This is a genomic window from Corynebacterium sp. HMSC08D02 (genome assembly GCF_001807505.1).
Lineage (GTDB): Bacteria > Actinomycetota > Actinomycetes > Mycobacteriales > Mycobacteriaceae > Corynebacterium > Corynebacterium pseudogenitalium.
This window is the reverse complement of record NZ_KV789236.1, coordinates 80,954-98,182: the sequence shown is the minus strand read 5'-3', so window position 1 is coordinate 98,182 and position 17,229 is coordinate 80,954. Positions and strand designations below refer to the sequence as shown.

Here is a 17,229-nt window from a genome sequence, read left to right as displayed (position 1 = left end):
ACCCTGATTTGTGGATAACATTCTGCACACCCAAACGCGTTCGTGTATGTGGCGTTAGAATGTGCCTCATGGCTTCGAACTCGGCACCGGTAGCGGCGTTTTTTGATCTGGATAAGACGATCATCGCCACCTCGTCCGTGTTCGCGTTCGGCAAAGAGTTCCTGAACAACGGCATGATCACGCGCCAGGAAGCGCTGGACCTCTACCTGACCAAAGCCGCCTACATGCTCATCGGGCAGAGCAGCGAAAAGATGGACACCACCCGCGACAACCTGGCCAACATGATCACCGGCTGGAGCGTCGAGGATGTCACCGCTGTGACCACCGAGACCATGCACAACGTGATCACCCCGGCGATCTACTCGGAGGCCCGCGAGCTCATCGAGGCGCACCGCGAGCTCGGCCACGACGTCATTATTATCTCGGCGTCGGCAAATATCCTGGTCGCGCCGATTGCGAAGGAGCTGGGCATCGACATGATCGTCGCCAGCGAGGTCGAGGTTGTCGACGGCACCCTCACCGGCCGCATCACCCGCTACCTCAAAGGCGACGCCAAGGCCGAAGCCATCCGCGAATTCGTCGCCGAACACGGCTACGACCTGGAGCGAAGCTACGCCTACTCCGACTCCGCCACCGACATCCCCATGCTGGAGCTGGTTGGCAACCCCGTCGCCGTCAACCCGGACCGGGCGCTGCGCAAGCACGCGCAGGCGGAGGGCTGGGACGTGCAGACGTTCAAAAACCCGGAGCCGCTGATCCAGATGCCGAACGCGAAAGAAGTCGGTATCGGGGCGTCCGTCATCGCGGGCGTGACCGCGTTAGCCGTGGCAGGGACGCTGCTGGCGAAGGCCATTAAGAAAGATAAGTCTGCCTAAGCCCTGAGGGTGTGCGACAAATCCCATCAATGGTTGCTAGGGTTGAGTGCATTCAATAATCGCAGGAAGGTTGAACATACAGTGAGCAACGAAGGTCTGTACACCAGTGGAACGTCCGCAGTGTCCGCAAAGGTTAACTCGATTCCTTTGCACGACACCGATGTCACCCACCCGGGCAAGGACTCCATCGGTACGTTGATTTCGAACGCCTCCGAGCAGGTTTCCACGCTTGTTCGCGGCGAGATTGAGCTGGCCAAGGCCGAGGTCATCGGCGAGGCCAAGAAGGGCGCCGTCGGCGGCGGCCTCCTGGGCGTCGCGGGTGTTATCGCCCTGTACTCCTCCTTCTTCCTCTTCTTCGCGTTCGCCGAGATGCTGTCCTCCTGGATGCACCGGGGTTGGGCGTTCCTGATTGTCTTCGCCATCATGATCGCCCTGGCGGGCATTCTGGCGCTGGTCGGCGTGAAGAGCCTGAAGAAGATCCGCGCGCCGAAGAAGACCATCGATTCCGTCAACGAGCTGAAGAACCTGCGCCCAGGCCAGGCGCAGAAGAACCTTGCCAAGGACAGCTCGGGGCTCTACACGGGCTCGAACTAGGGCGTGCCAGACTTTTCGACGTCCCCTTCGGCTATCGACCTACCTGGTCCTTTTACCCACGAGTGGTTGCACACTCGTGGGTTGCGTCTGCATGCGGCCGTCGCGGGCGACCCTACGAATCCCCTGCTGTTGCTGCTGCACAGCGCGTTCGGCGGCTGGTATGACTACCGCAACCGCATCGCCGACTTTGCCGATTCCGGCTATCACGTCGCAGCCCTCGACCTGCGTGGCTGCGGTCTGTCCGACAAGCCGGTGCGCCGCAGCGGCGACGCCCTCTTGCTGCACGCCGGTGACCTGAAGGGCGCGATCCACACGCTGGGCCACGACTCCGCGGAGGTGATCAGCGCGGGCGCCTCCACCGTGATCACGAACACGCTGCGGGAGCGGTCCCCGCACCTGGTCACGCGCCACACCTCAGCACCATGGACCGGCAGCAAAGCCGCCTTTGTGCCGACGCCCCTCTACCGCCACTTCCCGGCCCTCTTCGACCAACTGTGGCTGCGTGACCTGCTACGCAACCAGCCCGAGGACGCCACCGCCGACCACCTGCGCCTGCGCCGGGACGGCACCCACATCACCAATGCGCTGCCCTACATTCTGGAACTCGCGCGCATCGAAGCCCGCATGTAGCTAGCGCCCGACGCACGCCCCCGTACCAACCTGCTCACGCAGCCCAGCGATCTCGCCCGTACGCTCCAGGATCTGCTGCGCGGTGAGCACGTAACCGGTCTCCGTGGCGTCCACAGAGGCACCGAACACCATGCCCGCGACACCGCCGGACGGGGTCAGCATCGGCCCACCCGAGTTGCCCTGACGGATATTGCCGCGGATCGTATACACCTGGCGTTGCACGTGCCGCTTCGCGTAAATATCGGGGCCAGACAGGCTGACTTGGTTGCGCACCCGCACCGGCATCGCCTCAAACGGGCCGGACTCCGGGAAACCCATCACCAGGGCGCTGTCGCCGGTGCGCAGCGTGCCCTCGGCCCAGCGCAGCGGCGCGATCCCCAGCGCCTCCGCGTGCAGCACCGCGATGTCCGCCTCCGAGTCGTAGAAGACCACTTTGGCCTTCTTCACCCCAAGCACCGTGTCCAAGGACACCGTCTCCGTACCCGCCACCACGTGCGCGTTGGTGAGCACGTAACCGTCCTCGATCACGAATCCGGAGCCCATCAGCCGCCGACTGCAGGACTCCGCGTCCCCCATCACGTGCACCACGGAGGCGCGGACGGCGTCGACAAGCTCGGGGCGCGCAACCGACGGGTCCGGGGCGTCGACCTCCGCATGCCCATCCGAGGCAAACGGGGAAATCAGCGGCGGCAGACCCGAATCCGCCAGCACCGCCGCCACCTGCGACGGCAACTGCTTGCCCGCCGCCGGCATCGCGGCATCAATCTGCGTGAGCACCCGCGAGCTCTGCAGGTGCTTCGCCCATGCCCCCGGCAACGACGCCGCCAACGGCATACACACGCACCACACCAACGCCACCGCTACGGCCCCCTGGAACAGGGCACCGAACAGCGAATCGAGACGCTGCGCCGCCTTCCGTCGGAACCGGTCATGCACCCAGTCACCCACCGTCGATCCCGCGAAGGACCCCAGGCAGACCACCAGGACAACCACCACAATAAGCACCGCCACGCGCACCCACTGCGCTTCCGCGCGCTGAATCAACGGCGGCACCCCCACCACCGCGAGCGTCAGGCCAGCCACGATCCCCAGGGCCGACAGCACCGCCGAAAACGCACCGCGCCGCCAACCACTCACACAGGCGGCGAGCACGATGATGAGGATGAGGACGTCGATAAGCACTAGAGCCCCACCGCTTCCTCAAGCTCCTCCAGCGAGCCGAACTCCTTCGGGAACAACCCAACCTGCCGCCCATCGCGCAACACCAACGTCAACGGCACCACCGCAGGCAGCCCCAACGCGCCCGCGAATGCATTCTCACTGTCCTGGTAACTCGGCACATCGACACCCAGATCCCCCAACAACGCCGCCCCATTCGCAGCGTTGCCATCCGCGTGCACACCCACCACACGCACGTCCGGGTGCGCCTTCGCCAGCGCGTCAAACAACGGCAACTCCGCGCGGCACGGCTCGCACCACCACGCCCACACGTTCACCACCGTCAAGCCCGACTCCGACTCCTGGCCCGACTCCCCACCCAAACACGGCAACGCGACGCCGGCCACAGTCGGGCCCGGGCAATCCGGGCGCTGCGCCACCTGCGCCGTCGTGGCGGGCTGGTTATCCGGCTGCGCCGGTTCCCCAGGTTGCAACAACTGCCACGCACCCCCAACCACCAGCGCCGACACCACCACAATCGCAGCGACGCTCGCAACCACCGACCTACTCGCGCTCACACCTGCTCCATCTCGCCCTTGACACGTTTCGCCGCCTCAGCAGGATCCGTCGGACCCTCCAGACCAAAGCTGGGACAATCGTACGCGATAGGGCAGACACCACACGCCGGCGACTTGGCATGACAGACCCTCCGGCCCTCAAAAATGATCCGATGCGAAAACATCGTCCACTCCGAAGGCTCAATCAACTCAGCCACAGCATGCTCGATCTTCACCGCATTTGAGCCTAAGGAGGCGTCGATAAGCTTCAGCCTGTGCATCAAACGCTGAAAATGCGTATCGACGGTCAGCCCCGGCCTCCCAAACGCATTCCCCCGCACAACGTGCGCCGTCTTGCGCCCCACCCCCGGCAAGCTCACCAAGTCCTCCAACGCGACCGGCACCTCACCCTCAAAATCCGACACCAACTTCTGCCCCAACCCAATCAAGTTCGCAGCCTTCGCACGGAAGAAACCCGTCGGGCGAATGATCTCCTCCACCTCCGCCTGCGACGCCGCCGCATAATCCGCCGCCGTCGGGTACGCCCGGAACAGCGCGGGGGTGACCTGATTCACCCGCACATCCGTCGTCTGCGCCGACAACACCGTCGCCACAAGCAACTCCAGCGGGTTCGAAAAATCCAACTCCGCATGGGCATCAGGGAACGCTTTCGCCAGCGTACGATTAATCCTCCGCGCGCGACGCTTCCGCGTCAACGGCGACTCCTCCCCCTTCAACACCGGATGCTTACCAGGGACCCGCCGCTGCTGCGGCGTCAACGAACCAGACATGCTTTCTCACCTTAACGGGGTAAGCGATACGATGGACGCATGGCAGTACTCTTAGTCGTCGCGATTCCCCTCATTCTCGGGCTGTTCACCATAGGAATGGAACACTTAGAGTCCGCAGTCGTCGACTAGTGGTACAGTTCCAGTGTGGTGTGACTCACGCACACTTCAAGAGCTAACGTGACAACCGACACGGACTGTCACACCCGTCCACAAGGAGGATTCATGGAAGGCGCACACGAAATTCTCGCCCGCGCGGGCATATTTCAAGGCGTGGATCCCGCGGCCGTCGCAGCACTGATCCAAGACATGGAAACAGTCACATTCAACCGCGGCACCACTATTTTCGACGAAGGTGAACCCGGCAACCGCCTCTACATCATCATCAGCGGCAAAGTGAAACTCGCGCGCCACGCCCCCGACGGACGCGAAAACCTCCTCTCCGTCATGGGCCCCTCCGACATGTTCGGCGAACTGTCCATCTTCGACCCAGGACCACGCACCTCCTCCGCAGTGTGCGTCACCGAAGTCACCGCGGCCACCATGGACTCCATGCTGCTGAAGAAGTGGATCGACAACCACCCAGAGATCTCCCAGCAGCTCCTCCGCGTCCTGGCCCGCCGCCTCCGCCGCACCAACGCGTCCCTCGCCGACCTCATCTTCACCGACGTCCCCGGCCGCGTTGCCAAAACCCTCCTCCAGCTGGCCAACCGGTTCGGCACCCAGGAAGGCGGCGTCCTGCGCGTGAACCACGACCTCACCCAGGAAGAAATCGCCCAGCTTGTCGGCGCCTCCCGCGAGACCGTCAACAAAGCCCTGGCAACCTTCGCCCACCGCGACTGGATCCGCCTCGAAGGCAAGTCCGTGGTCATCGTGAACACGGAGCACCTCGCCCGCCGCGCACGGTAGGCTGCTGTTCTAGTTTTTGCCTGTTTTGTGAGCCCCCGGGCCTTCCCCGGGGGTTTTCTTCTGCACTTGTGAGGTCCCCCCTTCACCGCCAGTGCCAAAGGACGTACCTTCTTTTGAGTAGTCCTTTTTCTACCAGGCTGTTTGAATGTCTAGTTTCTTTTGGATTGCGTCCCTTGGCACTGGAGCCCTGGGAGTGTGCACCAAATTCCCACACTAGGCTTCGGCGACCTGGGCCTTTGCAGACCGGCCTGCCCAAAACCGGGAATTTGGTGCCGAGCAGATTGAGCCAAGCACCAAAGGCAACACAAAAGCCCTAGCTGCCAGCATCCACAACTAAGGCAACTAGGGCTCTAGAACTCAAAACACCAACAACTAGTGTTCCTTCAGGTAACGCAGGGCGACGCGCGTGGACTGTTCGGCGGCGCCGCGGAGGACTGGGTCGACGTCGTCGTAGATGGCGTCGACAAGGGTGTTGATGTCTACGTCCTCGCCGTACTTCTTCAGGGCCTCACGGATCTGGTCGAGGCGCTGCTCGCGACGGTCGATGTACTTGCGGGCGAACGCGGAGAGGTCCGGGGCATCAGGTCCGTGACCTGGCAGCAGCGGGATGTTCTTACCGCGGCGCTCCAGCATGGACAGCGTTTCCAGGTATTGCGCCAGGTCGCCGTCGGTTTCAGAGATCATGGTGGTGTGGCGGCCGGCGATGGTATCGCCGGTAATGATGCCTTCGAGCTGGTCGTCTTCGACGTCGTGGGTGTAGACGAAGAAGCAGGTAGAGTCCGCGGTGTGACCCGGGGTCGCGACGACCTGGATCTTGGGGGAGACGCCTTCGATGGAGATGATTTCGCCATCGGTGAGCGGTTCGGCGCCGTGGGTGTAGCGGGCGTCAAGAGCGCGGATTGGGGCGCCGGTGAGCTGCGAGAAGCGGCGGGCGCCGTCGGCGTGGTCGTGGTGGCGGTGGGTCAGCAGGATGAGGGCAACCTTGTCCGCTTTGGACTGCAGGACGTTGAGGTGGCCTTCGTCTTCTGGGCCCGGGTCGACGACGATGCTGTACTCGTCTTCGGGGTCGCGCACAACCCAGGAGTTTGTGCCTTCGAGCGCCACGTAGCTTGGATTGGGCGCAAGAACGACCGCGACGGATGCCGTTACAGGACGCAACTGACTATAAGCGGGATGCTGCATGCCACCCACCCTACCGCCTTGCGCGCGGATTTTGCTGCGAAACAACGCGATTCCCCCGCTTAGGGGCACCGCGCGGTATCACTGCAGCTCGACGACGAGCTCCACTTCGACTGGGCTGTCGAGCGGCAGCACGGCAACGCCGACGGCGGAGCGGGCGTGGGCGCCGGCGTCGCCGAAAATGTCGCCGATGACGTCGGAGGCGCCGTTGATCACGCCGGGCTGGCCGGTGAAGGCCGGGTCGGAGGCGACGAAGCCCACGACTTTCACCACGCGCTTGATGCGCTCGAGGCCCACCAAATTATCGACGGCAGCTAACGCGTTGAGGGCGGCCTGCCGGGCGTAGCCGTAGGCGTCCTCGGCGGAGACGTCCGCGCCGACTTTGCCGGTGGCAGGCAGGGTGCCGTCGATAAATGGGAGCTGCCCCGAGGTGTGCACGTGGTTGCCGGTCTGCACCGCAGGGACGTAGGCCGCGACGGGCGCGGCGACGGCGGGCAGGGTGATGCCGAGTTCGGTAAGGCGCGCGGCCCAATCAGTGTGTGCCATGGCCTACTCCAGCGGGCGCTTCATGTAGGCGACGACGCTGTCCGGCGTCGGCCCTGGGGTGACGGTGACCAGTTCCCAGCCGTCTTCACCCCAGGTGTCCAGGATTTGCTTCGTGGCGTGCGTGAGCAACGGAACCGTTGCGTATTCCCATTTCGTCATGGCCACTACCCTAGACGAATTCTAGAGGCCGATAATCTCGCGGCCGGCGACGAGGTGCTCGCCCCAGTCGTTGACCTGTGGGTTCTTACGCAGGACGGCGCGGCGCTGGCGCTCGGTCAGGCCGCCCCACACGCCGAACTCGACACGGTTTTCCAGCGCCTCGGCGAGGCACTCGAGTTGGACGGGGCAGCGTCGACAAATTTCTGCAGCCTTGCGCTGCTCGGCACCTTGCACGAAGAGAGCATCCGGGTCACCTGTGCGACAGATTGCACGCGTAATCCACTCCCCACGGTCAAACACAAGATCCCCAGCAGAGTTCACGCGGCGCGGAATGGCGCGGGTGTCCTCGCAAGTCGCGGTTCCAAGAGTGGCAGTCATGAATCGGTCTCCTTTCAAGCGGAGGCAAAGTATAATACTTAGACCCATTAAGCGCTTGTAAGTGTATTCACAGGGTATGCACCTTGTAAAATGCATCACATGAAAGGTGGGGGCGTCCTATTCACTCTCCCCCGCGTTTCATTTAAGGTAACGGTGTGACTGCACTTCGTTCCTTTGGAAACCTTTTGCTCGGCCTTTGCGCCGTTGCGCTGGCGATTGCCCTGTGTTTGGCGCCGGTCGCAGGCCTGACGGGCCTCGCGATTGCGCGCACCGCGAATACAATGCAGTCGAATCTGCTCGACCTGACACACGGCGATGTCCCCGGTGTCACGACCGTTACGGACGTCAACGGCACCCCCATTGCGTGGTTATACAAACAGCGTAGATACGAGGTTCCAAGCGAAAAAATTTCAGCGCATGTAAAACATGCGCTGGTTTCCACAGAGGATCGACGCTTTTATATGCACGACGGCGTTGATATGCAGGGCTTTGCGAGGGCCATGGTGACCAATGTGCTGGCGGGTGGTGTCGAGCAGGGGGCGTCGACAATTAATCAGCAGTACGTGAAGAACTACCTGTGGTTGGTTGAGGCAGGCAATGATGAGGAGGCGCAGGCGGCGACCGAGCAGTCGATCCCGAGGAAGCTGCGCGAAATGCGCATGGCCTCCGACCTGGACAAGACGCTGACGAAGGACGAGATCCTTACCCGCTACCTCAACCTAGTTTCCTTCGGAAACCACGCCTACGGCATCGAAGCCGCAGCCCGCATCTATTTTGACATCCCCGCCGCTGAACTGAACCCGCCACAGGCGGCGCTGCTGGTGGGGCTGCTGCAGTCCGTGGAGTACCTGAACCCGTACACGAACCCGGAGGGTGCGACGCAGCGCCGCAACACCGTGCTGCAGAACATGGTGAACGAAGGCCACCTCACGCAGGCGGAAGCGGACCGCTACGCGGCGACCCCACTGGGCGTGGTGGACAAGCCGAAGGGTTTGCCGGACGGCTGTATCACCGCCGGTGACGCAGGCTTTATGTGCGACTACGCCCTGCAGTACCTGGAGAGCAAAGGCTTAAGCCTCGACGAGATCGAGCGCGGATCCTACACCATCACCACCACCCTCGACCCGGCGGTGCAGGCCTCGACAGTGCAGGCGGTACGCAACAACGTCAACCCAGCCACCCACGGCGTGGCCGAGGTCCTCAACGTGATCCGGCCTGGCACGGACTCCCGCGACATCCTCGCGATGGCATCCTCGCGCTACTACGGCCTCGAGCTGGAGAAGCACCAGACGATCATGCCGCAGCCGACCTCCATGGTGGGCAATGGCGCCGGTTCCGTGTTCAAGATTTTCACGGCGGCTGCAGCGCTCGAGCAGGGCTACGGCCTCGACTCCATGCTGAACACCCCGGCACGCTCCGTGGTCTACGGCATGGGCAAGGGCGGCGCCGCCGGCTGCCCGCCGGGCGCCTACTGCGTGGAGAACGCCGGCGTCTACCCGCCGCAGATGACGCTGCGCGACGCCCTGGCTAAGTCCCCGAACACCTCGTTCATCGAGCTCATCCAGAGCGTCGGCGTCACCCCAACAGTGGATATGGCGGTGCGCCTGGGCCTTCGCTCCTACACCGAACCCAATACGTTTGGCGACGGCCGCTCCGTCGCCCAAGCCGCGAAGGAAGAGAACATGGGCTCCTTCGTCCTGGGCCCCACGGCCGTGAACCCGCTCGAGCTGTCCAACGTGGGCGCCACCCTCGCCGCCGGCGGCCGCTGGTGCGAGCCGAACCCGATCAAGAGCGTCGTGGATAAGCACGGGCAGGAAGTGTTCATCCAGCGCCCGCCGTGCGAGCAAGTCATCGACCCAGACATCGCCGGCGCGCTCGCCCTCGGCATGTCACACGACACTATCGACGGCACCGCCAAGGACGCAGCCGCCGCCTCCCGGTGGACCGCGCCCGTCGCGGCCAAGACCGGCACCACGGAGTCCCACCAGTCCTCCGCGTTCCTCGGGTTCACCCGCGGGATGGCCGGCGCACCGTACATCTTCAACGACGGCACCCAACCCCCCCCGCTGTGCACCGGCCCGGTGCGCCAGTGCTCCGTTGGCAACCTGTTCGGCGGCAACGAGGCCGCGCGCACCTGGTTCCAGGCCGCCCACGGCGTCCCCGGCGCCGCGGGCGCAGGCCTACCACCGACCAACGCGACCTACACGCGCGGCACGAAGCAATCGGCGCTCGACGCCGTCGTCGGCCTCCCGGCCGCCACAGCGAAGCAGCAGCTCCAGGCGCAAGGGTTCAACGTGACCACCCAAACCGTCTTCGGCAACGGGGTGCCCGCCGGCAACGTCATCGCCGCGATCCCCGCCAACCCCGCGCTCACGCAGGGCACCATGGTGACCCTCAACGTGTCCGACGGCAGCGCCGCCGCCCCCACCGCGTCACCGTCGGCGTCCACACCCCCGCCGACCAGCACGCAGGCCCCCGCCGTCGACTTCGACGGCATCCAGCAATCACTTAACGACGCCCGCGATGCGCTCACGAACGTCTTCCAATAAGGCTGGGTGCTAGCTCAGCCTTAGCTCAGGCGGGCCTTGACCGCCGTGGAGAGCCGCTTGCCGTCAACACGGCCGGCGGCTTTCGCGTTCGCAGCCTTCATGACCTGTCCCATCTGCGCCATCGACTCCGCACCAACCTCGGCGACGGCCTCCTCCACCAGGGCGTCAACCTCCTCGTCCGTGAGCTGGGCAGGCTGGTACGCTTCGAGGATTTCGGCTTCGCGGAGTTCGGCGTCGGCAAGCTCTTGGCGGCCGTTCGTGGCGTAAATCTCCGCGGACTCGCGGCGCTTCTTCACCTCGCGGGCAATGATCTTCAGGATCTCCGCATCGTCCACCTCGTGCTTCGTGCCCTCGGTCTCAGCGGTCTGGATCGCTGCCAGCAACATACGGATCGTGCCGGTGCGTTCCTTCTCCTTCGCCTTCATCGCGGTCTTCAGGTCTGCGCGCAGCTGTGCTTTCAATTCACTCATGTGGGAAAGCGTAGTCCATCTGTACGCTAGGACGCGTGAATACTTCCCTCAAACGCCTGACACGCGCCGTCGGCGTCATCGCTGCGACCGGCATGGCCACCGCCGCGTACGGCGTGAGCCAACTCAACAACTACCGACTGAAGGAATACACCCTCCCCCTCCTCCCTCCCGGCACCCTCAACGGGCGGGACTCCTTCGACATCTTGCACGTCAGCGACCTCCACATGATCCCAGGCCAACGCGCCAAAGTCGCCTGGGTCTCCAGCCTCGCCGAACTCCAACCCGACCTGGTGATCAACACCGGCGACAACCTCTCCGACCCCAAGGGCGTGCCCTGGGTCTTCCAGGCCCTCGGCCCCCTCCTCGACGTCCCGGGTGCGTTCGTCTTCGGCACCAACGACTACTGGGCACCCCGCCCCGTCAACCCCTTCAAATACCTCCTCGGCACCAAGCGCGAGCCCTCCTACGTCGACCTCCCCTGGGAAGGCATGCGCGCCGCATTCCAGGAGCACGGCTGGCACGACGCCACACACCGCAGGCTCGAATTCAAAATTAACGACGTCCGCCTCGCCCTCGCAGGCGTCGACGACCCACACCACAACCTGCACGACTACTCCACCATCGCCGGCGCCCCCAACCCCGACGCCGACCTCTCCATCGCGCTTCTCCACGCCCCCTACCGGGAAGTCCTCGACGCCTTCGAGCGCGACGGCTACCAACTGGCGCTATCCGGCCACACCCACGGCGGGCAGATCTGCCTACCTGGCGAGCGCGCCATCGTCACCAACGCCGACATCGACCGTGAGCGCGCCTCCGGCCTCCACCGCTTCGGCCGCATGTGGATGGAAGTCTCCAACGGGCTGGGCACCTCCAAATACGCCCCCGTACGGATCTTCTGCCCGCCATCCGCAGCGCTCCTCCACATCACGGAGCGGCCCTGACCACGGCTTTTGTTTTTCGCGGGCACAGGAGTAAAGTAACCAGGTGCCCACGGGATATGGCGCAGCTTGGTAGCGCGCTTCGTTCGGGACGAAGAGGTCGCAGGTTCAAATCCTGTTATCCCGACCAATAGAACCCCGCCGCTTTCGCGGCGGGGTTTCGCGTTGCTCAGGTGGGCTTGGGACCCGCGCACCACATTCCTTGTTTTTTGGGGAGCACCGTCGGCGTTTCCCCAGGTCGCCAAGGGGCAGGGTGGGAATTTGGTGTCACGACGAACGGGCTAGACACCAAATTCCCGGTTTTCCCACGCAGATCCGGAAAAGCCCAGGTCACGAAAACCTCGTACAGGAATTTGGTGTCACCCCAACCGGGGCGAGTGCCAAAGGACGCAACACCATTTGGATTAGACGTCTAAACTCGCAGGTCCCAAAAGGCCTACTTTTCGGAAGATGCGTCCTTTGGCACTGGCTCACCATCTTTGGAGGAACCGAGGACGGTCATGCCACGGTCAAAGCCCTCGGGCTGGCATGCCTGCGCGATCAGGGAGATCGCCAGGCTGCCGACTGCGATGGCTCCAAGCGCGATAGCAACGGGCTGCAGCTGACGGGCGTCGACGCCGAACTGCCTGTTAATGGCGGCAATCTGGCCCTCGAACCCGTGGCCTACGTGGCGCAGGGAGTCGTTGAACTGCCCAAGAGCGGCGTTGATCTGTGGCTGCATCGTGTTCGCAACGCCAATGCCAACTGCGGCGGCGAGCCCGATTGGCAGCAGCCAGAGGATCGGGCTGTTGAGCGCGAACATGTTGGCCATGCAGCGCTTGAAGCCGTCGGCAGATGAATCGGCTGGAGTGGGAGTAGATGTGGTCGGCGCAGGCGTGGTCGGACTCGTGGTAGTGCCACCCTTCGCGATGACCCCCACGACAGTCTTCACCTCGTATGTTGCGCCCGTGGCTGTGGTGACGGTGACGGGGATGTCAACCTTCTCACCGACTTCGGCGGAGGCGGGTGGGGTGACCAGCAGATCTCCCGAGGCGGACACGGAGGCCCGCCACCCGGTCGGCAGGGCGCCGAGCTTGTAGGTGTTGCCGTCGGTGTGGCCGCTGATCTTGATGGACGTCGGCACGCCCGGCGCGGTGATGGCCGGCGGGTACGACGGTGCTGGCGCGATAGGTACAGAAGGAGCAGTCGGAGTGGCAGTCGGGGACGGCTCCGGCGCAGCAGTCGCGGAAGAAGTAGGTTCAACTGGCCCGGTCGGCACGTTGGCCACGGTGAAGACGGCCTGGGTGGTGTAGGCCTCGCCGTGGGCTGGGGTGACGGTGACAGGGACGCGGATCCAGGCACCTGGGGTGGCGGACTTCGGCGCGGTCGCGGTAACGGTGCCGTGCTCGTCGACGCTCACCTTCCAGCCATTGACCCGGTCGGGTACCGAGTAGCGGTTGCCGTCGGTGGCGTTGGTTGCAGGCTGAGTACTCGTCTCGCCGGGAAGGACGGAGGCGGAGGCGTAGCTGACGTGCGGGGATTCGTCGGTTTCCTTGATGGCCGCGAACGCCGGGACTACCAGGATGGCTCCGTCGGTGTAGGTGACCTTGACGGGGATGAGGATGGAGTCGCCGGGCTTGGCATCGGCTGGCGGCGTCGAGAAGACGCGGCCGTGCTCGTCGACGGTGGCGGTCCAGCCCGGGATGGTTGGCTTCCACTCGGGGTCGATTTCGAAGGTAGCGTCAGAAGGCACCTTGGAGCCTTCGTGGAGAGGGACCTCATCGGTTACGCCCGGTTCCTGGACGACCTTGCCGTAGGTTGGCACGATGTGGCCGACGCCGACCTCGATGATGCGCTTGACCGGGGTCTTGGTCGTGGTGGTGTGTTCGACGGGGTTGCCGACGACGTGGCCGTCGACAAGCTGCCAGGTCTTCTCCGTGATGGTTTGGCCGTAGGAGCCTTCCTGGATGGTCTTGACCACGCCAGCGGGCAGGCTGTCTACCTGGCGGATTTCGGTCTCGAACGGCACGGGGGTGTGGATGGTCTCGCGTAGCTCTGTCTGCTTGGATTCCTTCTTGGTGCCGACCAAAATGACCTGGTCCTCAGCGTCGACGACCTGCGGTTTCTGCGCGATGCCGTCGATAATTTTGTAGGAGATCCTGCCCACCTTGCCGCGCTGTGCGACCTTGTGGGTGCCGGCTTCGAGCGTCGGGTCTTCCCGGATGATGACGCGGTACGGCGTCTCTTCAGACCAGTGGATTTCCGGCGTGACGCCCGGTGTTTCCTTCGTGCCGACGCGCACGATGCGATCCTGCGGGTCCGCGATGCGCGTCTGCTCGATGCGTGTGCTGACCACCTCGGAGTTCGTGATGGTCCTGGTCGTGGTCACTTTGTCGGTGCCGAGCACGCCGGGGTGTTCGGCGTCGACGACCTGCGTGCCTACGTCGAGTGTGGGGTCGAAGACGATCTGTGTCTCAAACGGCACGATGACTTCGTACTCGGTGTTGATGTCGAAGGAGACGTCAGGCGCGGGCTCCCTGACCACGACGAACGCCGCGGTGACCACGTCTTTCGAGCCGTCCTGGTAGGTAACGGTGACGGGGACGTTGAGGTGGTTACCCGACTCGGCATCCTTCGGCGGGGTCGCGGTGACCACGCCAGCGTCGTCGACGCGCAGCTTCCAGCCGTCGAGGCTCGCAGGCACGCTGAACGGCGTCTTTTCCGCGAGGTCGCGGGCAGGGATGCGGGTGGGCTCGGTGATCTCAGATCGCTTGTCGACGCCCGGCTTCGCCTCCTGCTGCTCGTATCGCGGCTCGTAGACGGCGCGCTGCTCACCGAGGACGACCACGGTGGCGACGATGATGGCGGTCGTGCCGTCCTTATAGGTCACGCGCACCGGGATGTCCGCGGAGCTGCCCGGTACGGCGCGCTCGCTGACCGGGGTGGTGATGGTGCCCGTCTTCGGGTCGATCTTGACCTGCTCCCACCGGAGGTTACGCGGCGGAGCGATGTAGTGCTTGTCCTTCGGGTCCGTGATCAGTGCGAACTTCGGTTCCGAAATGTCCCGGACGCTTCCAGTGTCCAGCTTGCTCGTGACCGTGGTGCCCGGCTTGCCCGACTTGGTTTGGTACCGCGGGTTGTTCATGCCCTTGTCGTCGCCGACGACGGTGAACGCCGCCGGGACGTCCGCCTCGGAGCCGTCCGGGTAGCGGACGTGGATGTCGATGATCGCCTGGTCACCGGGCCGCGCATCCTTCGGCGGAGTGGCCGTGACCACGCCCTCCTTCGACACGTCGAACGTCCAGCCGTCCGGGAGTTGCTCCGGCAGGCTGTATTTCGCCTTCACCGGGTCCGCCAGCAGGGTGCTGATCATCGAGGAGACCGGCAGCCCGGGCTTGGTGAAGCTCTGCGGGTAGTTCGCAACGTCGGTGCCCGTACCGTCGCCGATCACGTTGATGGTGGCGGTGGTTTCCTGCGGCACGGCGCCGCTAGCGTAGTGGGTTCGCACCGGCACCGTGATGTAGGCGCCCGGCAGCGCGGTGTCCGGGATGGTGACGGTCAGCTCGCCGGTGGTGGCGTCGAGAGTGACGCTCCAGTCGCCGACTTTGTACTGCTGGGAGCCGTTAGGGAAGGTGTAGCGGTTCGGTGTTTCGTCGTGCGCGTTGCCGCCGAGGCCAACCTTCGGCACGGTCGGCGTAAGCGTCACGCGGTCTGCCGCCTCACCCGAGACCGAGCCATATGACGGCACCTTCACGTCCGAGAACACCTGGAAGGACACCGACGCTTCGTCGGTTGTGCCATCCGGGTAGGTCGCCTTCACCACGGGTTTGATGGTGGTGAAGTTCGGCACGGTTGCCTTCGCCTTGGCGATGACGGTGCCTTCCTTATCGACTGTGACGTTCCAGCCGTCTTTGTCGGAGGGGGCGTCGATAAGCTCGAATTTCTTCGGCTTGATGACGTCCCCCTTGCCCAGCACCCGCGTCAGGCTCGCCTTGGCGGTAAGTGTTGTGTTTTGGGCGCCCCGCACTGGCTCCGCGGGGTACTCGAGGTTGGTCTGCTGCGTGTGATTCGGCTCGACGACAACGAGCAGCGGGATGGCGTCCTTGGAGCCGTTCGAGTAACGAACATGCACCACAGGCTGCGCAAACGTCCCAGGGGTCGGCTTATCGACGCCCTCCGGCGCCGTCATGATCACCCTGTAGTCGCCCTTTTCCTCGTCGGCGAACTTGGCGGTCCAGCCGTCGTAGACGAGGCTCTCGTCGAGGGTGATGGTGGCGTCGAACTTCTCCCTCAGGTCGGCGAGGGTGTGCCCGTTTGCGTCGGGACGCTCCTCGAAGACAATCGCATCCTTTGAGATCCCGGAGGTGATGTTGACCTCAGACCTGGTGAACTGCGGATCGTGGTAAAGCGTGTCATCCACGCTGATCGCGTGCGAGCTGAGCTCGTTGGCGGTGTTATAGCGTGGCAGCGCAATGGAGCTGGCCGTTACCCCAACCCTTGTATCTTCGTACGCGTGGTTCTGAGCGATAGCCTCGAGCTCCTCGACACTGCGCGGCAGCGCAACCGCGGTAAACGTGAGGCCCTGGAGGCCGTCGAGCTCGGCGTCGTCGGCGAACTTCGGCCAGGTAAGGAAGAAGTCGGAGCCATCGCGCGTGATGGTGACGTGCTCGAGCACCTTGCCGCTGCCGTCCGCGACCTGAATGCGCAGACGATCCAGGTCACGTTCCGTGAACATCCCGCCGGCAGAGGCGATCTTGACCTTCTCCCCCGGCTTGATCACGGCCTTCGAAATGTGCTCCCAATCAAGTTTGAGGGGGACGCAATCGTCGGTCTCGCTCGGCCAAGGGTTTGCGTTCGCGTCAGCTTGGAAGTTTTGGCTTTTGAAAAACCTGTGGTCAGAGTCTTCCTTTGTGTAAGCCCCTTTCCACGCAAAGGTGAGCCCTTCCGGGCTCACGGCTTGTTGCTGGAACTGTTCCGTGAAGGGGAACGCGCCGTTCAAGTTGCGCTGAACTCGGGAAGCGGTAATTTCGGCGGGCTCAGCAGTGTTGTTCACCGTGAACGGGTTACCGCCATCGAGCTTCTCGTCCGCGGGGACAACGCCTAGCTCGCCAGCTTCGACTGGAACAGGCCCGCTGTCGCTAAACCCTGTATCCGTGAAGGTGCGCTGCTTGTCCGCGTTGAAGTGCAGCTGAATGCCGAACTCAGTTGCGCTCTCGGAGTACTCGCCAGGGTTGAGCGCGTCAAACCTGAAACCCGCAACGTCCTTGCCGACATCGTCCTTCTCCAGCACCACTCGGCAGGCATCATCGCCCAGCCCCTCTGACTTCGCCAGCTGCTCAGCGCCGATCACCGCACCGGTGTACGCCAAGTTCTCCTGCGCATATGCAGCAGGGGAAGGTACAACCACAGCCGCGCTCCCCAACGCGAGCGCTATCGCAGACGTTACGGTAATTCCAACACGTACTTTCCGACGCCCCGCGCCCGGAAATGTGCCTTGCATGTGGCTGCCCTTCACTTTTC

The 17,229-nt window shown here is 64.0% G+C and carries 15 protein-coding genes and 1 tRNA gene; 7 read left to right on the top strand and 9 right to left on the bottom strand.

Annotated features, from left to right (window positions below):
* The first annotated feature begins 68 nt into the window (after positions 1-68).
* From HMPREF3170_RS01595 to HMPREF3170_RS01585, 3 genes are all read left to right on the top strand, one after another.
* A complete protein-coding gene (locus tag HMPREF3170_RS01595) occupies positions 69-875 on the top strand; it encodes an HAD family hydrolase (protein ID WP_070477314.1) in 807 nt (268 codons plus the stop codon).
* 81 nt (positions 876-956) lie between these two features.
* Complete coding sequence (locus tag HMPREF3170_RS01590) at positions 957-1,469, top strand: phage holin family protein (RefSeq protein WP_070363251.1); 513 nt, start codon at positions 957-959, stop codon at positions 1,467-1,469.
* A 3-nt stretch (positions 1,470-1,472) separates the two neighbouring features.
* Complete coding sequence (locus HMPREF3170_RS01585; RefSeq protein ID WP_071573609.1) at positions 1,473-2,099, top strand: alpha/beta fold hydrolase; 627 nt, start codon at positions 1,473-1,475, stop codon at positions 2,097-2,099.
* On the opposite strand, the gene HMPREF3170_RS01580 is transcribed toward HMPREF3170_RS01585, so the two are convergent.
* The 3 genes from HMPREF3170_RS01580 to nth are packed head-to-tail and all read right to left on the bottom strand — an operon-like array spanning position 2,100 to position 4,605.
* On the bottom strand, positions 2,100-3,281 hold the full coding sequence (locus HMPREF3170_RS01580) for a MarP family serine protease (protein WP_070477313.1): 1,182 nt from the start codon (positions 3,279-3,281) through the stop codon (positions 2,100-2,102).
* Complete coding sequence (locus HMPREF3170_RS01575; RefSeq protein ID WP_070477311.1) at positions 3,281-3,835, bottom strand: TlpA family protein disulfide reductase; 555 nt, start codon at positions 3,833-3,835, stop codon at positions 3,281-3,283. Before HMPREF3170_RS01575 ends, HMPREF3170_RS01580 begins: the two co-directional genes overlap by 1 nt.
* Positions 3,832-4,605 (bottom strand): endonuclease III, encoded by a 774-nt coding sequence (gene nth, locus HMPREF3170_RS01570; RefSeq protein ID WP_070477309.1) that lies wholly within the window; start codon positions 4,603-4,605, stop codon positions 3,832-3,834. Before nth ends, HMPREF3170_RS01575 begins: the two co-directional genes overlap by 4 nt.
* A 222-nt stretch (positions 4,606-4,827) precedes the next feature.
* Here nth and glxR point away from each other — a divergent pair, with 222 nt between their 5' ends.
* Positions 4,828-5,511 (top strand): CRP-like cAMP-activated global transcriptional regulator GlxR, encoded by a 684-nt coding sequence (gene glxR, locus HMPREF3170_RS01565; RefSeq protein ID WP_070477307.1) that lies wholly within the window; start codon positions 4,828-4,830, stop codon positions 5,509-5,511.
* 372 nt (positions 5,512-5,883) lie between these two features.
* Here the strand turns inward: glxR and HMPREF3170_RS01560 are convergent, their stop codons facing one another.
* From HMPREF3170_RS01560 to HMPREF3170_RS01550, 4 genes are all read right to left on the bottom strand, one after another.
* Positions 5,884-6,693 carry an MBL fold metallo-hydrolase gene (locus HMPREF3170_RS01560; protein ID WP_070477747.1) on the bottom strand — a complete coding sequence of 270 codons (810 nt, stop codon included), beginning with the start codon at positions 6,691-6,693 and terminating at the stop codon, positions 5,884-5,886.
* A gap of 78 nt (positions 6,694-6,771) precedes the next feature.
* Positions 6,772-7,236 carry a RidA family protein gene (locus tag HMPREF3170_RS01555; RefSeq protein ID WP_070363257.1) on the bottom strand — a complete coding sequence of 155 codons (465 nt, stop codon included), beginning with the start codon at positions 7,234-7,236 and terminating at the stop codon, positions 6,772-6,774.
* A 3-nt stretch (positions 7,237-7,239) separates the two neighbouring features.
* Positions 7,240-7,395: a Sp36 family protein gene (locus HMPREF3170_RS11475; protein ID WP_071566444.1), complete on the bottom strand. Its 156-nt coding sequence runs from the start codon at positions 7,393-7,395 to the stop codon at positions 7,240-7,242.
* A gap of 21 nt (positions 7,396-7,416) precedes the next feature.
* On the bottom strand, positions 7,417-7,773 hold the full coding sequence (locus tag HMPREF3170_RS01550; protein WP_083290794.1) for a WhiB family transcriptional regulator: 357 nt from the start codon (positions 7,771-7,773) through the stop codon (positions 7,417-7,419).
* A 155-nt stretch (positions 7,774-7,928) separates the two neighbouring features.
* Between HMPREF3170_RS01550 and HMPREF3170_RS01545 the strand changes: the two genes are divergently transcribed.
* Complete coding sequence (locus HMPREF3170_RS01545; protein WP_070477305.1) at positions 7,929-10,322, top strand: transglycosylase domain-containing protein; 2,394 nt, start codon at positions 7,929-7,931, stop codon at positions 10,320-10,322.
* A 20-nt stretch (positions 10,323-10,342) separates the two neighbouring features.
* On the opposite strand, the gene HMPREF3170_RS01540 is transcribed toward HMPREF3170_RS01545, so the two are convergent.
* Positions 10,343-10,792: a GatB/YqeY domain-containing protein gene (locus HMPREF3170_RS01540; RefSeq protein WP_070477303.1), complete on the bottom strand. Its 450-nt coding sequence runs from the start codon at positions 10,790-10,792 to the stop codon at positions 10,343-10,345.
* A 92-nt stretch (positions 10,793-10,884) separates the two neighbouring features.
* Here HMPREF3170_RS01540 and HMPREF3170_RS01535 point away from each other — a divergent pair, with 92 nt between their 5' ends.
* Positions 10,885-11,733 (top strand): metallophosphoesterase, encoded by an 849-nt coding sequence (locus HMPREF3170_RS01535; RefSeq protein ID WP_070477745.1) that lies wholly within the window; start codon positions 10,885-10,887, stop codon positions 11,731-11,733.
* A 50-nt stretch (positions 11,734-11,783) separates the two neighbouring features.
* A tRNA-Pro gene (locus tag HMPREF3170_RS01530) sits at positions 11,784-11,860 on the top strand.
* A gap of 306 nt (positions 11,861-12,166) precedes the next feature.
* Here the strand turns inward: HMPREF3170_RS01530 and HMPREF3170_RS01525 are convergent.
* Positions 12,167-17,209 carry a YPDG domain-containing protein gene (locus HMPREF3170_RS01525; protein WP_083290793.1) on the bottom strand — a complete coding sequence of 1,681 codons (5,043 nt, stop codon included), beginning with the start codon at positions 17,207-17,209 and terminating at the stop codon, positions 12,167-12,169.
* Positions 17,210-17,229: the final 20 nt, after the last annotated feature.